Genomic DNA, 19,040 nt, shown 5'->3' with positions numbered 1-19,040 from the left:
TCCGTTCCCGTTCCCGTCCTCGTCCGCTACGCCACCCGGCGCAGCGCCAGCACCGCGTTGTGCCCGCCGAACCCGAAGGAGTTGCTCAGGGCCAGGTCGCCCACCGGGGCGAGCGGGCGGGGAGTGGCCCGGACCACGTCCAGGCGGATCTCCGGGTCCTCTTCCGTGCCGCCGATCGTCGGGGGGATCACCCCGCGGTGGAGGGTCAGCACCGTGGCCACCGCCTCCACGCCGCCCGCGGCTCCCTGAAGATGGCCCAGGTTCCCCTTGACGGCCGTGACGGGCACGCCGCCGCCCAGGACCGCCCGCACGGCGGCCGCCTCCGCGAGGTCCCCCTCGGTGGTGGCGGTGGCGTGCGCGTTGACGTGGACGACGTCCACGGCATGGGCGTCCGCGTCCTCCAGGGCACGCCGCAGGGCCAGCGCGACCCCGTTGCCGGACGGGTCGGGCGCCGCCATGTGGTGGGCGTCGGCGGACAGGCCCCAGCCCGCGGCCTCGCAGTAGATGCGCGCCCCGCGGGCCCGTGCGTGCTCCTCCGCCTCCAGCACCAGGAACCCGGCGCCTTCGCCGTTCACGAAGCCGTCGCGGTCCTTGCCGAAGGGGCGGGAGGGGGAGACCTCGCCGATGCCGTGGTTCGACAGGGCGCGCATCGAGGCGAACGCCGCCATGATCGCCGGGGTGACGACCGCCTCCGCGCCGCCCGCCAGAGCCACGTCCACGCGCCCGTACCGGATCCGGTCGATGGCCTGGCCGATGGCCTCCGTCCCCGACGCGCAGGCGCTGGTCACCGTGCGCGCCTCGCCCGTGATCCGCAGGTCGAGGGAGATCTGGGAGGCGGCCTGGGAGGGGACCGTCATGGGGGTCGTGAGGGGGGAGACGGCGCGCGGGCCCCGGTCGCGCAGTACCCGGTCGCCGCCGACCAGGACCGACGCGTCACCGAGGATCGCGCCCACCGAGACGCCGACACGCTCGGGGTCCAGGCCGCTCTCGGGCGTCCCCGCCGTGTCGAACCCGGCGTCCTGCCAGGCCTCCCGGGCCGCGAGCACCCCGAACTGGGCCGCCCGGTTCATCCGGCGCGCCTGCGGCCGGGGCAACAGTCCGACGGGGTCCACGGGCACCGTGCCGGCCACCCGTACGGGCAGTTCGGCGAACTCCTCGCCGTCGAGCTCCCGTATCCCGCACCGCCCCTCGATGAGGCCCTGCCACAGCTCCGGCACGCCGACGCCCAGTGGGGTGATGGCCCCGAGCCCGGTGACCACGACCCGCCGGGGGACCGCGACCCTGGCCGGGGCGTGCGGCCGCGGGTGGTGCCCGATCAGATGGCCCCGAACCGCGGCCTGTTCGGCCAGTTCGCGCAACTCGGCGTCGGTCAGGGGCCGTTCCGCCGCGTTGTCCAGGTCGCGGTACCACCGGCCCCAGCGCCGGACGTACGTCTCCTCGACGGCGCGGGGGTCCACGGCGCGCAGGGAGGTGACCCGGTCCCCGTCGTGGAGGTCGGCCGCGCCGAGGTCGCTCGATGTGACGAGCGGCACAGCGGCCACGTCCATCCGGTGCCCGGCGACCGTCACTTCCTGGGAACGGGAGAGGAACTCGTCGTGGTCGCTGCCGCCCAGCGGTGGGCGCACGATCATCCGGATGGTCTGCGGGTTCTCCGGCACGGTGTGCATCACGACGTACCAGGTGTTCTCGGCGGCGTCCTGTTCCGACAGGGCGAGCAGATCTCCCGGTACGACCTCGGCGGCGGTGACGGTGTGCGGCTGGAGCGAGATGGCGGAGGAGTGGCGCATTGTTCGTCTACTGCTTTCTGTGGCTGTTCGAGTCCATGGCAGGAGGCACAACGGCTGAATTTGAAGTGTGCCGGTTCGGCGATGTGACGCAGTTCGCAACCACGAAGCGGTGAAACTCAACTCTGCTTTTTTCAGGGCCTGTTAACTACTCAATGGGTCAACTCCTGTGCGGAACATCACGGATCCGGCGAGAATTGATCAAGAATTTCGGAGGGGTGGATCTTGAAAATGCGTCAGCCTTGCCGAATTCCCGCGAGGTAATTCCGCACCGGTTTCACCTGACGTGACGTCAAGAACAATGGCGCCGTGTTCACCGACCGCTTCTCGGTGCGGCGTACGGTCTGCGCCGCCCGGTGAGGGCCCGGCGTCACCCTGGTCTGCGGCGATCCGTCTGCGGGTCCCTCTGCGGGGACCCGTCCGTGGTGACCCGAGTGTGCCGTCGGGCGGGATCGACGCCGTCCGTGGCGGGGCGGGTGCGGGGTCCGGCGCTTTCTCTCATGCGGCCCTTAGGTCCGCAAAGATTATGATTTGGCTCATAGTGGGTTTAATGTGAAGAACACTTGGAGAGCTACCCGGCGGGCCGGGCGGCGGTGCGCGCGATGAGGTGCCTCCGGGTGTGAGGTGCCTCCGGGTGTAGGGAGTGATCTCGTTGTCCGTCGCCTGGGACGACATCGGCGGACTTGTCGATGCCCATGAGCGTTTTCTGACCGGCGCCCTGGTGGACGCCGATGTCAGGGGCGCGGTGCTCGACTCCTGGAAACGGTGCAGATCCGTGGGACTCGAGCCGCACCGGCTGCTGATCCCGTACGCGGAGCCGATGCTCGACGAGCGGTTCCTGCGCGCGGCCGAACCGGTCCTGAAGGACCTGCTCGACTCCATCGCCCAGATGAGCATGACCGTCGTGCTCTGCGACGGCCAGGGCCGCATCGTCCAGCGCTTCGGCGGCAGCCGCCGGCTGCGCGAACGCCTCGACGCGGTCCACTTCACCCCCGGCTGTGACGCCTCGGAGCAGTTCGCGGGCACCAACGGCGTCGGCACCGCGCTGGCCGGGCGGAGCCCGTTCTACGTCGTCGGCCGGGAGCACTTCGCCGACTGCCTGCAACCCTTCGCCTGCGCCGGCGCACCCGTCCGCAACCCCCTCAGCGGCCGCATCGAGGCCGTCATCGACCTCACCACCCTGCGCTGCGACGGCGACCCCGCCATGCTGCACCTGGTCCGCGGGGTCGTGCGCGACATCGAGGCACGGCTGCTGGAACAGTCCACGGAACGGGAGCGGGCGCTCCTGGCCGCCTACCGCAGGACCGGCCGCGAGGCGGTCGGCGCCGACGGCTGGCCCCGCCAGCCCGAGTACGCCTCCCCGGCGGCTCCCGGGAGCGCCGCCGACGGCGGCGACCTCACCAGGATCGACCTGGCCGTGCTGCGCGAGAAGGCCGAGGAACTCATCGCCTCACCGCACCGCACCCTGGACCAGGTGACTCTCTCCGGCGGCCGGACCGCTACCCTCCTGCGCCGCCAGGTCACCGGAGCCGACGGCGAGACGGGCGTGGCCGTGGAGGCGCGCATCCTCGGCGGCTCGCGCCTGCGGCCCATGGACTTCGACACGGACGCCGTCACGCTCGGCCCGGCGCCTTCGACCGGTGCGATCGTGCCGCCGGCCGCGGCCCCGTCCGGCCTGGCCGAGGCGGCGCCGCCGGTTCCGGTCCCGCCCGCTCCGGGCGAGGGCGTGCCGCCGGCCCCGGCAGCGTCCGGCCACGGAGAGGCAGCGCCGCCGGCCCCGGCCCCGGCCCCGTCCGCCCCGGGCGAGGCCGTGCCACCGGCCCGGCCCCCCGTCGTCCCGGCCGAGGGTGTGCCGTCGGCCCTCACCGGCCTGGGCCCGGCAGCGCCGGCCCCGCCCCCCGCGCGCACCGGTGTGCCCCCACCTCCGTCCGCCGGGGCGGCTGCGCCTGTGCCTCCTCCCGCCCAGGCGGAGCCCGGGAACGCCGTCGCCCCTGCGCCGCCGTCCTCGGAAGCGGCCGCCTCCACGTCTCCGCCCCGCGGAACGGCCCCGCCCACACCCCCGCTCACGGCCCCGGCCCCGATACCCCCTCCGTGGGCCCCGCCCCCGGCGGCACCCACCGCCGACCGGGCGCACCGCCCACCCCAACCCCCGCCGCGGTCCGAGCCCCCGCCCGGCCCGGACCGGACCGGCGCCCCCGGCCCCGGCCCCGCCGTGGCCGCCACCCCTGCTCCTGCCCCTGCTCCCACCCCGGAGCCCGAGCCCGAGTCCGCGCCCGAGCCCAAGTCCGAGCCCGAGCCCAAGTCCGAGCCCGAGTCCGAGCCCGAGCCCGAGCCCGAGTCCGAGCCCGAGCCCGAGCCCAAGTCCGAGTCCGCGCCCGAGCCCAAGTCCGAGTCCGCGCCCGAGCCCAAGTCCGAGCCCGCGCCCGCGCCCGAGTCCGCGCCCGAGTCCGCGCCCGAGCCCAAGTCCGCGCCCGCGCCCGCGCCCGCCCCCGACGACGACGGCTGGCTGCTGCTCGTCGGGGAGCCCGGCGTGGGCCGGCTGGCCGTCCTGGCCCGCAGGCGCCTGGAGCTGCTGCACGACGCCGGCGTCCGCATCGGCAGCACCCTGGACGTCACCCGCACCGCCGAGGAACTGACCGAGGTGACCGTGCCCCGGTTCGCGGACGTCGCCGTCGTCGACCTGCCCGACTCCGTGCTGCGCGGCGAGGAACCGGGCCCCCTCGGCCCGGACACCCCCCTGCGCCGGGTCGCGCGGGGCGCCGTACACGACGGGTCCCACCTGCACGGCGTCGGCGACACCGTCCACTACATCCCCTCCACGCCACAGGCCCGCAGCCTGGAGAGCCACCAGTCCGTGCTCGAACCGGTCCTCACGGAGGCCGGCGGCTGGCTGGCCCAGGACCCCGCACGGGTCGCGCGGGTGCTCTCGGCCGGCACGCACTCCCTGATCACGGTGCCGCTGCGCGCCCGTGGCACGACCCTCGGCGTCGTGAGCTTCTACCGCTCCCAGCAGCCCGCCCCCTTCGAGGACGACGACCTGTCCCTGGCGCAGGAACTGGTCGGACGCGCCGCGATCTCCATCGACAACGCCCGCCGCTACACCCGCGAGCACAACACCGCCCTCGCCCTCCAGCGCAGCCTGCTGCCCCGGGGCAGGCCCGAGCAGAGCGCCGTGGAGGCCGCCTACCGCTACCTGCCCGCGCAGGCCGGCGTGGGCGGCGACTGGTTCGACGTCATCCCGCTGTCCGGCGCCCGGGTGGCACTGGTGGTCGGGGACGTCGTCGGTCACGGCCTGCACGCGGCCGCCACCATGGGCAGGCTGCGCACCGCCGTCCACAACTTCTGCGCCCTGGACCTGCCGCCCGACGAACTCCTCACCCACCTCGACGACCTGGTGGGTCAGCTCGACCGGGCCGAGGGCTGGGCGGAGGAGGACGCCGACTCCGAGATCGCCGGGGCCACCTGCCTGTACGCCGTCTACGACCCGGTGTCGCGCCACTGCACCCTCACCCGTGCCGGGCACCCCCTCCCCGCGGTGGTCAGGCCCGACGGCACGGTGGACTTCGTCGATCTCCCGTCCGGACCGCCGCTCGGCCTCGGCGGCATGCCCTTCGAGACCGTCGAGCTCGACCTGCCCGAGGGCAGCCAGCTGGTGCTGTACACCAACGGCCTGATCGAGGACCGGCTCCGCGACCCCGACGCCCGTCTGGAGAGCTTCCGCACCGTTCTGGCCTGCCGCGACCGCACGCCGGACGACACCTGTGAGGCGGTCCTCGACGCGCTGCTGCCCGACCGGCCGAGCGACGACGTGGTCCTGCTGGTCGCCCGTACCCGGGCCCTGGGGCCGGAACAGGTCGCCCAGTGGGAGCTGCCCAGCGACCCGGCGGTCGTCTCCCGCATCCGCGCGGCCGTCACCGAGCAGTTGGCCGCCTGGGGGCTGGACGAACTGGCCTACACCACCGAGCTCGTCGCCAGTGAACTGGTCACCAACGCCATCCGCCACGCGACCGGTCCGGTCCGGCTGCGGCTGCTCCGTGACCGCGCGCTGATCTGCGAGGTGTCCGACGGCAGCAGCACCTCGCCCCGGCTGCGCCGGGCCAGGAACGAGGACGAGGGCGGCCGCGGGCTCTTCCTCGTCGCCCAGTTCACCGAGCGCTGGGGCACCCGCTACACCTCCGACGGCAAGGTCATCTGGACGGAGCAGCCACTGCCCACGGCGCCCCCGCCGAAACCGCCCCCTCGACCATGAGCACCCGGCCGGGCGAGGCCGCCGGCACACGGACCGCGTGGACGGCACCTGACCGGAGGCGCTCTTGACCAGGACCCATGGGGCTGCTCCGCTTGACGGGTCGGGGTGTCGAACTCGGGGGGTCGGCTTCGTGGCCAGGTTGGTTCCAGGCGCACGGTCTCGAGCCGACGGCGCCGGACGTGGTGCGGCCGGTTCCGTCGAGGACGGCGTCGACGGGGTGGCGAGGCGGGCATGAGGTTACGGCGCGGCGGCGCCGTCGCCGCCATCGCGGGCGGCGGTGCGATCACCACGATGCTGATCGGCCTGGTCACCAACGCGGTGTCCGATCAGACGCGCTGGCCCGGCTTCCTCGGGTGGGTCCGGCAGCACGCGTGGTTCTCGTTCGTCATCCTGGGCGTGGCCCTGGTGGGTTTGACGGCGTGGCTCGCGGCCGTGTCGGAATCCTGGGCGTCCGCGCTGACCACCGGTCCGCAACCCCGGCCGGACGACGCGGTGGGACTGCCCGGCGCCGCCCTGGTGCTGCGTTCGTTGCCGAGGGACACCACGGCGTTCACCAACCGGTCCGCCGAGCTGGAACGGCTCCTGGTGTCGGTGCGGTCCTCGCAGGACAACGGCGAGTCACTGCCGGTCCATGTGATCGACGGGATGCCCGGGGCCGGCAAGACCACGTTCGCGGTGCACGCCGGGCACGTCCTGTCGGAGCGCTTCCCGGACGGCCAGCTCTTCGTGAACCTCAACGGCCACACACCGGGGCAGAGCCCCGTCCACCCCGCCGAGGCCCTGGCCTCGCTGCTGGCCGCCGCCGGAGTGCCGACGCCGCAGATACCGGTCGGCGACGACCTGGGGGCGGTGACGGAGGCCCGGGCCGCGATGTGGCGGAGCCGGTTCGCGGGCAAGAGGGCCCTGCTCATTCTCGACAACGCCGCCAGCTACCGGCAGTTGGAGCCCCTGCTTCCCGGGGGGAGCGAGTGCCTGGTGCTGGTGACGAGCCGCAGGCGTCTGGCGGCCCACGAGGAAGTGGTCCTGCCGGTCGAGGCGTTGCCGCCCGGCCACGCGGTCGACCTGTTCGTACGGCTCAGCGGCCGGTCGGTCGACGCGCTCGGCCGGCAGGTCGCGGAGGAACTGGTGCGGATGTGCGGGTACCTGCCGCTCGGCGTGTCACTGCTCGCGGCGCGATTACGGCACCACCCGGCCTGGAGCGCCGAGGAGCTCCGGGAACGGCTGGCCGCCGCCCGGGACCGGCTGGGCGAGTTCCAGGCCGGTGAGAGGGCGGCCGTCGCGGCATTCCACCTGTCCTACCGGGACCTCCCGCCGGAGCGGCAGGACTTCTTCAGGAGCCTTGGTTTCTACCCGGGTACAGACGTATCGGAGCATGCCGGCGCCGCGTTGGCCGCGACGGCGGTCGCGGAGGCACGCGGTCATCTCGAGGCGCTCTACGACGACCATCTGATCGATGAACACCCAGGGAGCCGCTACCGGCTTCATGACCTTCTGCGCGAGTACGCCCGTCGCCTCGCCGACGAGGGAGGACACATGGAACACGTTCAGGCCGTCCAGCGCGTGTGTATGTACTACCTGGCCGCTCTCGCCGTCGCGAACACGTACATCGTCCGCAGCGGTGCGACGGCTCCCCCTCCTCCGGACGACACGGCCGGCCTGGAGACACCCGCGATGGAATCCCGCACGGCTGCCGTCGGGTGGCTGGAGAGCGAGCGGGCCAACGTCCTGTCCTGCATCGAACAGGCGAACAGCCTCGCCCTGCACGATCTCGTGGTCGCCCTCGCCGCGGCGATGGCCCCCTTCCTGCGGCAGGCGGGGCCCTGGGACCAGGCGGTCGGCCTGCACCGGACGGCCGCCGAAGCGGCCCGGCGCACCGGTGACCGACGGGCCCTGGCCGGGGCCCTGGCCGAACTCGGCGTCGTACGACGCTTCATGGCCGCCTACGGGGAGGCGACCGAGGTGCTGAGCGAGGCGGCGACACGGTACGACGAGGCCGGTGACCTGAAGGGCAAGGCCGACGCCCTGAACCAGGCGGGCATCGTCTGGTATCTGACCGCGGACAACGAGTCCGCGGCACGCGCCCAGACCGAAGCCCTGGCCGTCTACCGCGAGCTGGGAGACCGGCTGGGGCAGGCGAACGCGCTCGCGGACCTCGGCATGGTGCTCCGGCAGACCAGCCGGTTCGACGAGGCGGTCACGGCCCAGTCCGAGGCACTGTCGATCTACCGCGAGCTGGGCGACCGTTACGGTGAGGCCAACTCCCTGCGCGACCTGGGCGTCGTCCACTGCCAGATGGGCGAGTACGAACGAGCGGCCCGATGCCACCGCGACGCCTTCGACATCTACCGCCGGCTCGACGACCGGGTGCACCAGGCGTACGCCCTCAACGAACTGGGCGTCGTGCGGCGCATCACGGGAGACCTCGCCGGGGCGGGGGACGCCCACACCCGGGCGCTCGACCACTACACCGAACTCGGTGACCGCTTCGGCCGCGCCAACAGCATCCGCCATCTCGGGACGCTGGACCGGGTGTCGGGGAACATCCCGGATGCGCTCCTCCGGCTGGAGGAGGCCCTGGCGATCTATCGCGAGCTCGGCAGCCGTGGCGGTGAGGCCGCGGCACTGAGCGAACTGGGTGCCGCGCGGGGTCGCGCCGGGGACCGTGCCGGTGCGCTGGAGGCGTTGCGGCGCAGTGCGGACCTCCTGCGTGAGCTGGGCGACCGGTGCGCCGAGGCCGAAGTGCTCAATCACCGGGGCGTGTTGCTGCGGGCATCGGGTGACACGGGCGCGGCGCGCGGGTACTTCGAGCAGGCGGCACGAATCGCCCGTGAGGTGCACTGCCCGCTCGAGGAGGCCAGGGCGCTGGAGGGGACGGGGCGCTGCGACCGGGGTGCCGGTGGGGGTGGTGCGGCCGACGATTCCCTGCGCGAGGCGGCCGCGATCTACCGGCGGCTGGGTTTGGACTCGGCGGTGGGCGAGATCGAACTGCTCCTGGCACGGCGATCACCGTGAGTGCGTAACGTGTCAGTAATCTGACGGAGAGTGTCCGATTTGCACCTCACACCTGACCCGCCGAGGCTGCTACTTTGCCAAGGAAGCTCCGGTTTTCAATCATCGGTGGCCGTGCCGGTCGCCCGCGCGGCACACCTGGGGGGCACTGATGGCGTCGGACAAGGCTCTTACGACCGTTCTTCGTGGTGCGGACGAGCCGCGGGCGAGGGGACGCTCCTCGGTCCTCGACCGTGTCGCGGCCCGTGTGCGGCACCGTCTGGAGGTGGAGCGATCGGCGCCGGACCAGGCCGCCGACGGCAGCCACGGAGCATCCCTCATCCGGCCGCTGCCCTTGTGAGAGCAGCGTTCCATGACGCTCTCCCCCCTTCCCTTCCGGTCGTTCGTGCTCAAGTCCGCCAACCGCTGCAACATCGACTGCGACTACTGCTACGTCTTCAACTCCCCCGACGAGGCGTGGCGGAAGCTGCCGGCCCGCATGAGCGTGGAGGTCGCCCGTGCTGCCGGACGACGCATCCGGCAGCACGCGGCGGCGCACGGACTGCGGAGCGTTCACCTCGTACTGCACGGAGGTGAGCCACTGCTGGCGGGCAGACGGCACACGCATGCGCTGCTGGCCGCTCTGCGCGCCGAGGTCCCGCCGGACGGCCCGCAGGTCCACTTCGAGTTGCAGACCAACGGGACGCTGCTGTCCGAAGGTTGGCTCGACCTCTTCGAGGAGTTCGACGTCGCCGTGGGCGTCAGCCTCGACGGGCCGCCGCACGCCAACGACCGGCACCGCCTGACCCACGCCTCCCGGTCGAGCGCGGCGTCGGCCGAGCGCGGCATACAACTGCTGCGGACCCGGCCGCACTTGTTCGCCGGACTGCTGGCCGTCGTCGATCTGGCCAACGACCCGGCCGAGGTCCACGACCACCTTGCCGCCTACGAGCCACCGGTGATCGATTTCAACCTCCCGCACGGCACGCACGACGCCCCGCCCCCGCGCACCGATCCGTCCCTGCCCGAGTACGGGATGTGGATGAGCCGCGTCTACGATGCCTGGCTCGCCCGGCCCCAGTACCGGCACACGGTGCGGATGCTGGAGGACATAGCCGCTCTCAGCGCGGGTGTGCGAGGCTCCGTCGAGACCCTCGGGCTGGCGCCTCAGGCGACCGTGGTGATCGAGTCCGACGGGTCCATCGAGGGCGTGGACACCCTTCGTTCCGTGGAGGAAGGCGCCTCCCGGCTGGGCCTCGACGTCTTCGACGCCACCTTCGACGAGGCGGCCCTCCATCCGAAGCTCCGGCACAGACAGCTCGGCAGGGACGCCCTCGCCGGGCAGTGCCGGTCCTGCCCCGTGGTCGAGGTCTGCGGCGGCGGCTACCTCCCGCACCGCTTCAGCTCCGCCGGCGGCTACCGCAACCCCTCGGTCTACTGCGCCGACCTCTACCACCTCATCCGGCACGTCCAGGACTCACTGCGCCGGCACGGCTGGGAACCGGGGGGCTCGGTCCCGTCACCCCCCTAGCTCCGCGCATCGCACCGTGAGCACGTATCACGCGTTGACCGGACCGTCGCCCCGAGCAGAACGACACACAGGAGGCTCTCGTATGAACATCCGGATCCGCCCGGCCGGTGCGGGTGACATCTCGGCACTGGCCAGGCTGATCGAAGAGATCGAGCGCTACTACGGGGCGAGCGAGATCCAGCCCCTGGAGGAGCGCAGGTCCCAGATCAAACAGGCCCTGTTCGGTTCCCCACCGCTGGCCTCGGCCCTGCTGGTGGAAGACGGCCGCGGTGACATCGTCGGCATGGCCGCCTACTCGTTCCTCTGGCCGGCCGCGGGCTCCTCCCACTCCCTCTTCCTCAAGGAACTCTACGTCCGGGACTCCCTTCGCCGACAAGGCGTCGGCCAGGCGCTGATGAGGAAGCTCAGGGGCATCGCCGAGGAACGGCCGGGATGCAGCCGCCTGGAGTGGATGACGGACCGCGGCAACGCGGGAGCCCGCTCCTTCTACCGGGAACTCGGCTTCGCGGAGTTCGACGGAAAGATCGTCTACCGGCTGGAGACGGGGACCGGCGTGGTCAGGGAACCGGCGCACTCCGTTTCGGTATGACACCCGCGAAGACCTGCCGGCCGTGGGAGCGGCGCGCACGGCCCGGGCGGCCCCGAGACCGCCGGGCCCGACGAGGCACACCTCTGCCGGCGGATCCCGTCCGGGTCCGCGGCGGTACCCGCCCGGGCCTCGGGGCCCGGCCTGCGGCCGGGGGACCGGCGGCAGGCCGGCGGCGGCTGCCGGCACCGGCCGGGCGTGACGGCCGGGGCGCGGTGCGCGTCCCGGCCGCGGCATCCGCGGCGCGCCTGGGATCCGCGGCCGGTTTCCGCGCCTGGGATCCGCGCCTGGGATCCGCGCCTGGGATCCGTGCCCGGGACCCGTGCCCGGGACCCGCGGCCGGGGAACGCCGCTGCTCCGGCGTCCTGAAGGCCGACGCGGAGGGGCGGGAACTGACGGGGCGGATCCGACGGCCGATCCGACCGGTGAGCCGTGCCGGCTGTCAGACGGGGGCGGTGGGGAGGGCCTGCTCGGTCCAGATGGACTTGCCGGTGCGGGTGTGACGGGTGCCCCAGCGCCGGCAGAGCGCGGAGATGAGCTGCAGGCCGCGCCCGCCCTCGTCGGTGGCGGAGGTGTGGCGGACGTGCGGCGTGGTCAGGCTGGCGTCGGAGACCTCGCAGATCAGCGCCCGGCTGCGCAGCATGCGCAGCCGGATGGGGCCGCAGGCGTGCCGGATCACGTTCCCGACCAGCTCGCTGACCAGCAGTTCGGTGGTCATGATCAGGTCTTCGTCGGCCAGGTCCCAGTCGGTGAGCTGGGCGCGGACCAGGTCGCGGGCCCGGCCCGCCGCCACCGGGTCTTCCGGCAAAGGCCACTCGGCGATGTCCCTCGCGTCCAGCGGGTGGGTACGGGCCAGCAGCAGGGCGGCGTCGTCGACCAGCGGCCCGTGGGCGGGCAGGAGAGCGGAGGTGATGGTGGCGCAGAGGGCGTCCAGGTCGGACGCGTCCACCGGGGAGGTCGGCATGGCGTTCACGGACTCGAAGAGGAGCTCGGCGAGACGATTCATGCCCGTGGTGACATCCCTGTCCTTGCTCTCGACCAGACCGTCGCTGTAGAGGGCGAGCAGGCTGTCGGCGGGCAGCAGGGCCTCCAGGGTTTCGAAGGGGGGAGTGGCCACCCCCAGCGGCGGGTCCGGGGTCACGGGCAGGAAGGCGACGCTGCCGTCGGGGTGGGCCACGGCCGGGGGCGGCTGACCGGCGCTGGCGTACGACAGACGCCGGGTCACCGGGTCGTAGACGCCGTACAGGCAGGTCGCGAAGGCATCCGTGCCCGGCTCGCCGACGATGTCGTTGAGGTGGCCGAGGATTTCGTCGGGCGGCAGCTCCAGCTCGGAAAGGGTGCGGACGGCCGCGCGGAGCCCGCCCATGGTGGCGGCCTCGGCCATGCCGTGGCCCATGACGTCGCCGATGACCAGCGCCACCCGGGCCGCGGAGAGCGGGATCACGTCGTACCAGTCGCCGCCGACGTCGGCTCCCTGCGTGGCCGGCTGGTAGCGTGCCGCCGCCGTCACCTCGGGCAGCTTGGGCAGTGCCTGCGGCAACAGACTGCGCTGGAGGGTACGGGCCCGGGTCGTCGCCTCGTCGTAGAGCCCGGCCCGCTCCAGGGCCTGCGCGATCAGTCCGCTGAGCGCGGTCAGCAGCGTGCGTTCGTCGTCGTCCAGCACCCGCGGCCGGCTGAAGCAGATCACCGCCGCACCGATCCCGCGCCCCGACACCGCCAGCGGCAGCACGGCCCACGCCTGCTTGCCGCCCTCACGGACCAGGATCTCGGTGCCCGGGTAGCGCTTCAGGATCTCCTCCGGGGAGGAGATGTAGAGGGGGGTGCGGGTGCGCAGGGCGTCCTCCACCGGGTTCGTGGTGTCCCTGACCGTCCACTCCCTGTCCAGCATCCGGGTGAAGCGCTCCGAATATCCCCGGGAACCGATCACCGTCAGCCGGTCGCCGACCACGCCGAGCATGATCAGCCCGGTGGCCCCGAGGGGCGTCATCACACCGTCGGCCACCGCCGCCATCACGTCCTGGGCCGTGACGGCCTCGGCCAGCTCCCGCGTGATCCGCTGCACCAGGGCCGCCCGCTCCGCCGCCGCCCGCTCCGCGGCGGCCCGCTCGACCTCCCGCAGATGCCGCTCGGTGGTGTCGGTGATGTAGAGCGTGAGGCCTTCGGGCACCGGCACCAGCCGCAGGTGGTACCAGGACGCCCCGTCCGGCCACGGTACGTCGAATCCGGCCGGCTGGCCCTCGGCCGCCGTGGCCCGGCACCGCTGCTCGAGACCCGGCACGGCGCGTACCGCGGGAACGCTCCACAGCAGGGCTCCGGCCACGTCTCTCGCGGTGCCGAAGAGCCGCTCGGCGGCCTGATTGAGGAATCCGATGCGCCAGTCCGTGTCCAGGGCGACGAAGCCGTCGCTCATGTGCTGCAGCGCCCGCCCCACCGACTCGGCGGCGGTGTGTGTTTCGCTGCTGTCCCGGATGGTGCCGATCACCTTCACCGGCGCCCCCTCGTCGTCGGTGATCGTCCGGGCACGGGCCTCGATCCAGACGTATGTGCCGTCCTGACGCCGGATCCGGTACTCGTCCTGGAAGCCGCCGCGCAGCTGGATGCCCGTGTCGAAGCCCGCCACCGCGCCCGGCAGGTCGTCCGGGTGGATCAGCGCCGCCCACGCCTCGATGCCGCCGCTCATCACCGCGGGATCGATGCCGATCAGCACGTCCTCGACGGGCCGGTCGGAGGTCAGCTCGCCGGTGCGCAGGTCCCAGGTGTACGTGAGGGAGGGCACCCGTTCCATGTCCCACGGCGGGGTCTGCCCCGGCCCTGGCCCGCTCTCCAGGGCGTGCAGCACGGTGGGGGACGGGTTGAGGATCCCGGACGACCTGAGCCTCCCGGACAGCCAGGCCGCCATCTCGCTCAGAGACGCGCGCTCCGCCGCGCCGGGCACGGTGCCCGGCGCGAAGAGGACGGAGAGCGCGCCGCGTCGCCGGCCACCGCCCGGGATGGGGACGGCCAGATGACCGATGCCGGCGGGCAGCCGGGAGGGCCACAGGGCGGCGGGGTCCCGGCCGGGCACCGGGTCGGGCGGGGCCAGGTCCGGCTGCCAGGTGACGGTGTTGTTGCGGGCGGCCCAGCTGGGCGGGGCCGTGCCCCGCACCGGGATGATCAGCCAGGGCCGGGTCATCGACCCCGGCAGGCCACTGTCGGCGACCAGGTAGAGGATGCCGCTCATGCCGCCGCCCGGCAGATGCACCATGCCGCCCAGGCCCTGCACCTCGGCCACCGCCTGCTGGAGCGCGGTCAGCAGCACCTCGACATCGCGCCGGTGCTCGTCCACGGCGTCGAGCAGCCGCATCCGCACACGGTGTTGCTCCGAGGGAGGCCGCACCGTCTGCGTCGTCCGCAGCCCCTGCGGCCGCAGTGACTGCTGCGGTTGTTGTGCCTGTTGTTGCGGCTGTTGCGACTGGTAGGGCTGCCGGGGCGCACGGGGCATGGACGGGCCGGTGTTGTCCGCATCGCTGCCTCTGGAGTTCACCACGGCCGACCCTCGCCTCCGCTCACCGCTTGGGCACCCGTTGCGCCGTATGTGATCGGATGTGGACCTGCCGTGATCCACATCCGTCTCATCTACTCTAATCCGAACAATTTAGGCGATCGGGTCCATCGAGGTGAACCTTTCGCCCACTGGTGCACCGTATGTGACATCGACTCGCTCTCCGTCACCGACGACGAGAGCGAGGCCGTGACCGCGCGGATCCGCCGGGACGGCCCGGTAGTGTGCCTGGCGTGATCGACACGTACACGACACTTGACGACGCCGGGGTCGCCCTCACGGCGGCACGCGCCGGTGCGGACGTCCTGCGCACCCTGTACGGTCGGCAGCTCTCCCGCATCGACAAGGGCGACGGGGACTTCGCCACCGCCGCTGACGTGGAGGCCGAGAAGGCGATCGTCGGCGTCATCCGCGCCGCCCGGCCCGACGACGCGGTGCGCGGCGAGGAAAGCGGACAGCAGGGCCCGGCCGCCGCTGCACGCCAGTGGCTGGTGGACCCCCTGTGCGGCACGCTGAACTACGCCGCCGGCAACCTGCTCGTGGCCGTCAACGTGGCACTGCGCGACGGGGCGGCGGCGGTCGCCGACCCGTTCGGCGACGAGCTCTACGTCACCGACGGTGAGACCGCCTGGGCACGGAGCCGAGGGGTCGACACACGACTGGCGCCCACACCGGCCACCCGGCTGGTGGACGTCAACCTGGATCCGCCGTTTCCTAGCGCGCCCGGATTCCGGGCCGTGGACCTGCTGGCGCACCCCGACTTCGCCGAACGGTTCCGGCCGCGCGTCGTGTCCACGACCCTGGCACTGGCCTGGGTCGCATCCGGCAGGCGCGCCGCGTACGTCACCGATGGCGGCGACCTGTCCGGGAGCGTGCACTTCGCCGCGGGCATCGCCGTGTGCCGAGCCGCCGGCTGCGTGGTCACGGGGATCGACGGCGGCCCGATCGGACAGGAGGCCCGCGGCCTCGTGGCGGCCGCCGACGCCGAGACGCATCGGCTGCTGATGTCGATGATCCGCGGCTAGGGTCTGAGCCCCGGGGTCTGAGCCCCCGGGCTTGGGCGCCGGGGTCTGGGCGCGGGGTCTGGGCTCCGCCAAGCCGACGGACCCACGTCAGCCCCGACAGGCCATGGTCCAGAGGACTTTGTCGCGTCTCGGCGGTCGGTAGTCCCGCTGTCCGCACGGTGGATCGTGCTGTTCGACGGACGCTGACCGTCCTGCCGCTCAGCCGGACCGGAGTTGAGTACGGGTGCTCATGCGCACCGCCACCGGCCGCGGCACCCTGCACCCATGACCGACACCCTTTCAGCCCCGAGACGTCGGCGCCCCTGGTCGCACAGAACGCGCCTGGGCGTGGACCTCGCCCTGGCGATCCCCCTGTTCCTGCTGGAGACCGCGTGGCTCGTGCTGGACCGGATCTACGGCTTCGGCCTGGAGGTATGGGCGGCGCAAGGCGACCGGGCAAGGATCGCCGAGGCCGGCCTCGCGTACATGGGGCGGGTACGGATGCTGCTGATCGCCGTACTCGCCCTGGCAGTTCTCGCGGGAGTCTTCCGTGCCCGCTGGACGGTGATCGCACACTTGCTGGTGGCCCTCCTCGCAGGCGGAGCGCTGGGGGCCGTGCGGCAAGAGCGGGACCACGACCACTCCCTGTCCTCCGCCCGGATCCGCTCCAGCGCGGACTGCGGAGACAGCCGGGCGCGGATCCCGCTGTGTCGTGCGCCCGTGAGGCGGTCCTCGACGACGGCGTGGACGCCGGTGGCGTACGGTGGGCGCACGGCTCAGGAGTCCGGCTCAGGGTTCCAGCACTCCCATGGGGTCCTGCACCGTGAAGCTGACCCACGGGCCGAGCCACACGGTGTCGCCACGTCTCAGCGGCTCGGGGTTGCCCGGGGTGAGGATGCGGGTGTCGACCTTGACGCCGTTGCGGGAGCCTCGCGGCACCTCCGCCACCGCGAGAGTGCCGTCGTCGGCGCAGGTCACGACGGCGTGCCGCGCGGAGACCGTGCGCTCGCCCTTGAACAGGGGGGCTGCCCTCGGGGCCCAGGAGTCGTCCCGGCCCAGGCGTAGTTCCCCGCCCAGCGGGACGTCCAGACAGATGTCGGCCCGGGGGAAGAACAGCCGTACCGCCATGCCGGGGGCCAGGTGCGGCGGTGCCGCGGCCTGAGCCTGGGTCGCCGGCCCCGGCCCGTCACCGGGCTCGGCCCGGTCACGGAGTTCGTCGGGGCGGATGCCCTTCCGGGTGTCGAAGAGCTCCAGACCGTCGAGCTCGTCGTCGAACTCGTCGCTCACCAGGCCCCCTCCTCCTCACTCCCCTCGCTCACCTGCCCGGCTCGCGCTTCCTCGAGAAGTCCACCTCGATCTCCACCTGTCCCGTGGAGTCGACCCTGACGTCCCGTACGAGGGCCACCGCGCCGGGTTCCAGGTCCGGTGCGGCGAACAGGACGCGGGCCAACGGGTTGATCAGGTGGGTCTCGAGGACCATACCGATGCCCCGTCCGCCCTTCCAGGGGTCCTGGGTGCAGTGGGAGAGCAGCACCCGGCGGGCGTGGTCGGTGAGTTCGAGGGTGATGCCGTGTCCGGTGGTGAGCTGGCGCGTGATGTTGCCGACCTGGAGGTCGAAGATGTTCTCGGCGACCTCGGGTGAGATGAAGTCGAAGACGACGACGTTGCCGCCGAGGCGGTTCATCAACTCGGGGCGGCCGATGACACGTTCGAAGTGTTCCTTGATGTTCTCGCGGACCTTCCGCTCCAGCTCCTGGTAGGGCTCGCCGGGTTCGACCAGGGGCTGCCACTCTCCGGTGGCGGGGTCGGTGCGCTGGACACCCAGGTTGGAGGTGAAGATGAGGACGCATTCGCTGAAGTACGTGGTGACGCCCTGCCCGTCGGTGAGGCGGCCGTCCTCCAGGACCTGGAGGAACTTGTCGAGGACGCCTTTGTCGGCCTTCTCGATCTCGTCGAAGAGGATGACGCGGAAGGGGTTCTCCCTCACGGCCTTGGTGAGTTCGCCGCCGGCCTCGTAGCCGACATAGCCGGGGGGCGCGCCGACGAGGCGGTCGGCGGAGTGGGCGGCGGAGAACTCGCTCATGTCGAAGCGGAGATAGGCCTGGTCGCTGTCGAAGAGCACGGAAGCGACGGCCTTCGCCAGCTCGGTCTTGCCGGTGCCGGTGGGGCCGGCGAAGAAGAGGACGCCTCGGGGCCGGTGTCCCGGGCTGGTGGCCTGGGCGCCCGAGAGGCCGAGGGCGGCGCGCTTGAGGATGTCGAGGGTCATCGCCACGGCCGCCCGCTGGCCGAGGACACGGCGCGGGATGGACCGCTCGTCGGAAGGATCCTCGCCCTGGAGGATGCGCTGCCGAATCTCGTCGCGGCTCCACGGGTTCTTCTCGACGCCGATGCGGTAGATGCGGACGGCGTCCGGCATGGCGGTGAAACGGATGCCGCGGGCGCGCGCGAGCTGGTAACTCTCGCGCATCGCGGTGAGGCTCATACCGGATGCCGCGCGGGTGAAGGCGGCGACGGCGTCGGCGGCCTGTTTGTCGGTGAGGGCGCGGTGCGCGGTGTTCCTGAGGTAGCGGCGCAGGAGTTCGCCGGCCATGCGCCGGCGTTCGTCGGCGTCGGGTTCGGGAACGGCTACGGTGCGGATGCGTTCGCTGTTCGCGGCAAGCCAGTTGGGCAGATCGCGTTCCCCGTCGGCGAGCCAGATCACCGGGTTGAACAGGGCGGGCCAGGGGCCTTCGTGGCCGGGTGGAGCGGGGATCTCCACGGGGTCGGCGTCCTGGGCGAGTTGGAAACAGGCGAGGAAGAAGTCCCGCTCGTCGTCGGTGAGCCGGTTGACGTCGTTGACGAGGCGCGAGGCGTGGTCGATCACCAGGGCGACACGCAGGGGCGGCAGGGTGCGGTCGGCCTGGATCTTCTCACGTTCCTCCTGCCAGCCGGAGACGATGGCTCGCAACTGGGCGACGGTCTGCTGGCGTTGCTTCTCGTTGTCGCCGGGGAAGGCGCGGGTGCCGGAGGCCTCCAGCAGTGTGAGTACGGCTTCCCGCGACGCCTGGGTGGCCTGCATCAGCTGGATGCCGCCGATCTGGTCGCAGCGCAGCAGTGCCTGGAAGCCCAGCGGGCGCAGGCAGTTCCACAGCACGGCGAGCAGCGGGAGCGGATGGTCCCGCTCCCGGATGCGTACCAGGTGAAGGTCACGGAAGTTCCCGTGCACCACGTACTGCGCGTGCACGCTGAGTGTCCCGGCCAGTTCCTCGGCGAACAGCGGGAACCGGGGCATGAGCTGGTCTTCCTTGTGCAAGTCCACAGGTCACTCCTCGCCGCACCACGGCGGCAGTCGACGTACGGCAGGGCGTACGGCAGGAC

General features: G+C 72.6%; 10 protein-coding genes and 1 pseudogene. 7 read left to right on the top strand and 4 right to left on the bottom strand.

The genetic code is table 11. The annotated features are described in order from the left end of the window. Positions 1-26: 26 nt before the first annotated feature. Complete coding sequence (locus tag ACFYMU_RS05475) at positions 27-1,787, bottom strand: beta-ketoacyl-[acyl-carrier-protein] synthase family protein (protein ID WP_388368188.1); 1,761 nt, start codon at positions 1,785-1,787, stop codon at positions 27-29. A 640-nt stretch (positions 1,788-2,427) separates the two neighbouring features. Here ACFYMU_RS05475 and ACFYMU_RS05470 point away from each other — a divergent pair. The 5 genes from ACFYMU_RS05470 to haaN all read left to right on the top strand — a co-directional run bounded on the left by ACFYMU_RS05470 (position 2,428) and on the right by haaN (position 11,141). Continuing rightward, complete coding sequence (locus ACFYMU_RS05470) at positions 2,428-6,033, top strand: SpoIIE family protein phosphatase (protein WP_388368185.1); 3,606 nt, start codon at positions 2,428-2,430, stop codon at positions 6,031-6,033. Between the two features lie 231 nt (positions 6,034-6,264). Continuing rightward, positions 6,265-9,045 (top strand): cyclophane-containing RiPP biosynthesis TPR protein HaaT, encoded by a 2,781-nt coding sequence (haaT, locus tag ACFYMU_RS05465; protein ID WP_388368182.1) that lies wholly within the window; start codon positions 6,265-6,267, stop codon positions 9,043-9,045. A 148-nt stretch (positions 9,046-9,193) separates the two neighbouring features. After that, positions 9,194-9,382, top strand: a complete 189-nt coding sequence (gene haaA, locus ACFYMU_RS05460) for a HaaA family cyclophane-containing RiPP peptide (RefSeq protein ID WP_388368179.1) — start codon at positions 9,194-9,196, stop codon at positions 9,380-9,382. A 12-nt stretch (positions 9,383-9,394) separates the two neighbouring features. Then, a complete protein-coding gene (locus tag ACFYMU_RS05455) occupies positions 9,395-10,552 on the top strand; it encodes an FxsB family cyclophane-forming radical SAM/SPASM peptide maturase (RefSeq protein ID WP_388368176.1) in 1,158 nt (385 codons plus the stop codon). A gap of 82 nt (positions 10,553-10,634) precedes the next feature. Next, entirely contained in the window at positions 10,635-11,141 is a 507-nt protein-coding gene (gene haaN / locus ACFYMU_RS05450; RefSeq protein ID WP_388368173.1) for a cyclophane-containing RiPP N-acetyltransferase HaaN, read from the top strand. 439 nt (positions 11,142-11,580) lie between these two features. On the opposite strand, the gene ACFYMU_RS05445 is transcribed toward haaN, so the two are convergent. Continuing rightward, a complete protein-coding gene (locus tag ACFYMU_RS05445; RefSeq protein ID WP_388368170.1) occupies positions 11,581-14,664 on the bottom strand; it encodes a SpoIIE family protein phosphatase in 3,084 nt (1,027 codons plus the stop codon). A gap of 248 nt (positions 14,665-14,912) precedes the next feature. Here ACFYMU_RS05445 and ACFYMU_RS05440 point away from each other — a divergent pair, with 248 nt between their 5' ends. Both ACFYMU_RS05440 and ACFYMU_RS05435 read left to right on the top strand, forming a co-directional pair. Then, the gene (locus ACFYMU_RS05440; protein WP_388368167.1) at positions 14,913-15,704 is read left to right on the top strand and encodes an inositol monophosphatase family protein; all 792 of its coding nucleotides are present in this window, start codon (positions 14,913-14,915) and stop codon (positions 15,702-15,704) included. 264 nt (positions 15,705-15,968) lie between these two features. Beyond that, positions 15,969-16,322: pseudogene (locus tag ACFYMU_RS05435) on the top strand (DUF6234 family protein); the annotation flags it as partial. Positions 16,323-16,472: 150 nt separating this feature from the next. Here ACFYMU_RS05435 and ACFYMU_RS05430 read toward each other — a convergent pair. Both ACFYMU_RS05430 and ACFYMU_RS05425 read right to left on the bottom strand, forming a co-directional pair. Beyond that, positions 16,473-16,970: an FHA domain-containing protein gene (locus ACFYMU_RS05430; protein WP_388368164.1), complete on the bottom strand. Its 498-nt coding sequence runs from the start codon at positions 16,968-16,970 to the stop codon at positions 16,473-16,475. Between the two features lie 28 nt (positions 16,971-16,998). After that, positions 16,999-18,981 carry an AAA family ATPase gene (locus ACFYMU_RS05425; protein WP_388368161.1) on the bottom strand — a complete coding sequence of 661 codons (1,983 nt, stop codon included), beginning with the start codon at positions 18,979-18,981 and terminating at the stop codon, positions 16,999-17,001. Positions 18,982-19,040: the final 59 nt, after the last annotated feature.

This window comes from Streptomyces sp. NPDC007264, assembly GCF_042869095.1.
Classification (GTDB): Bacteria; Actinomycetota; Actinomycetes; order Streptomycetales; family Streptomycetaceae; genus Streptomyces.
This window is presented reverse-complemented; position numbering and strand designations above follow the sequence as displayed.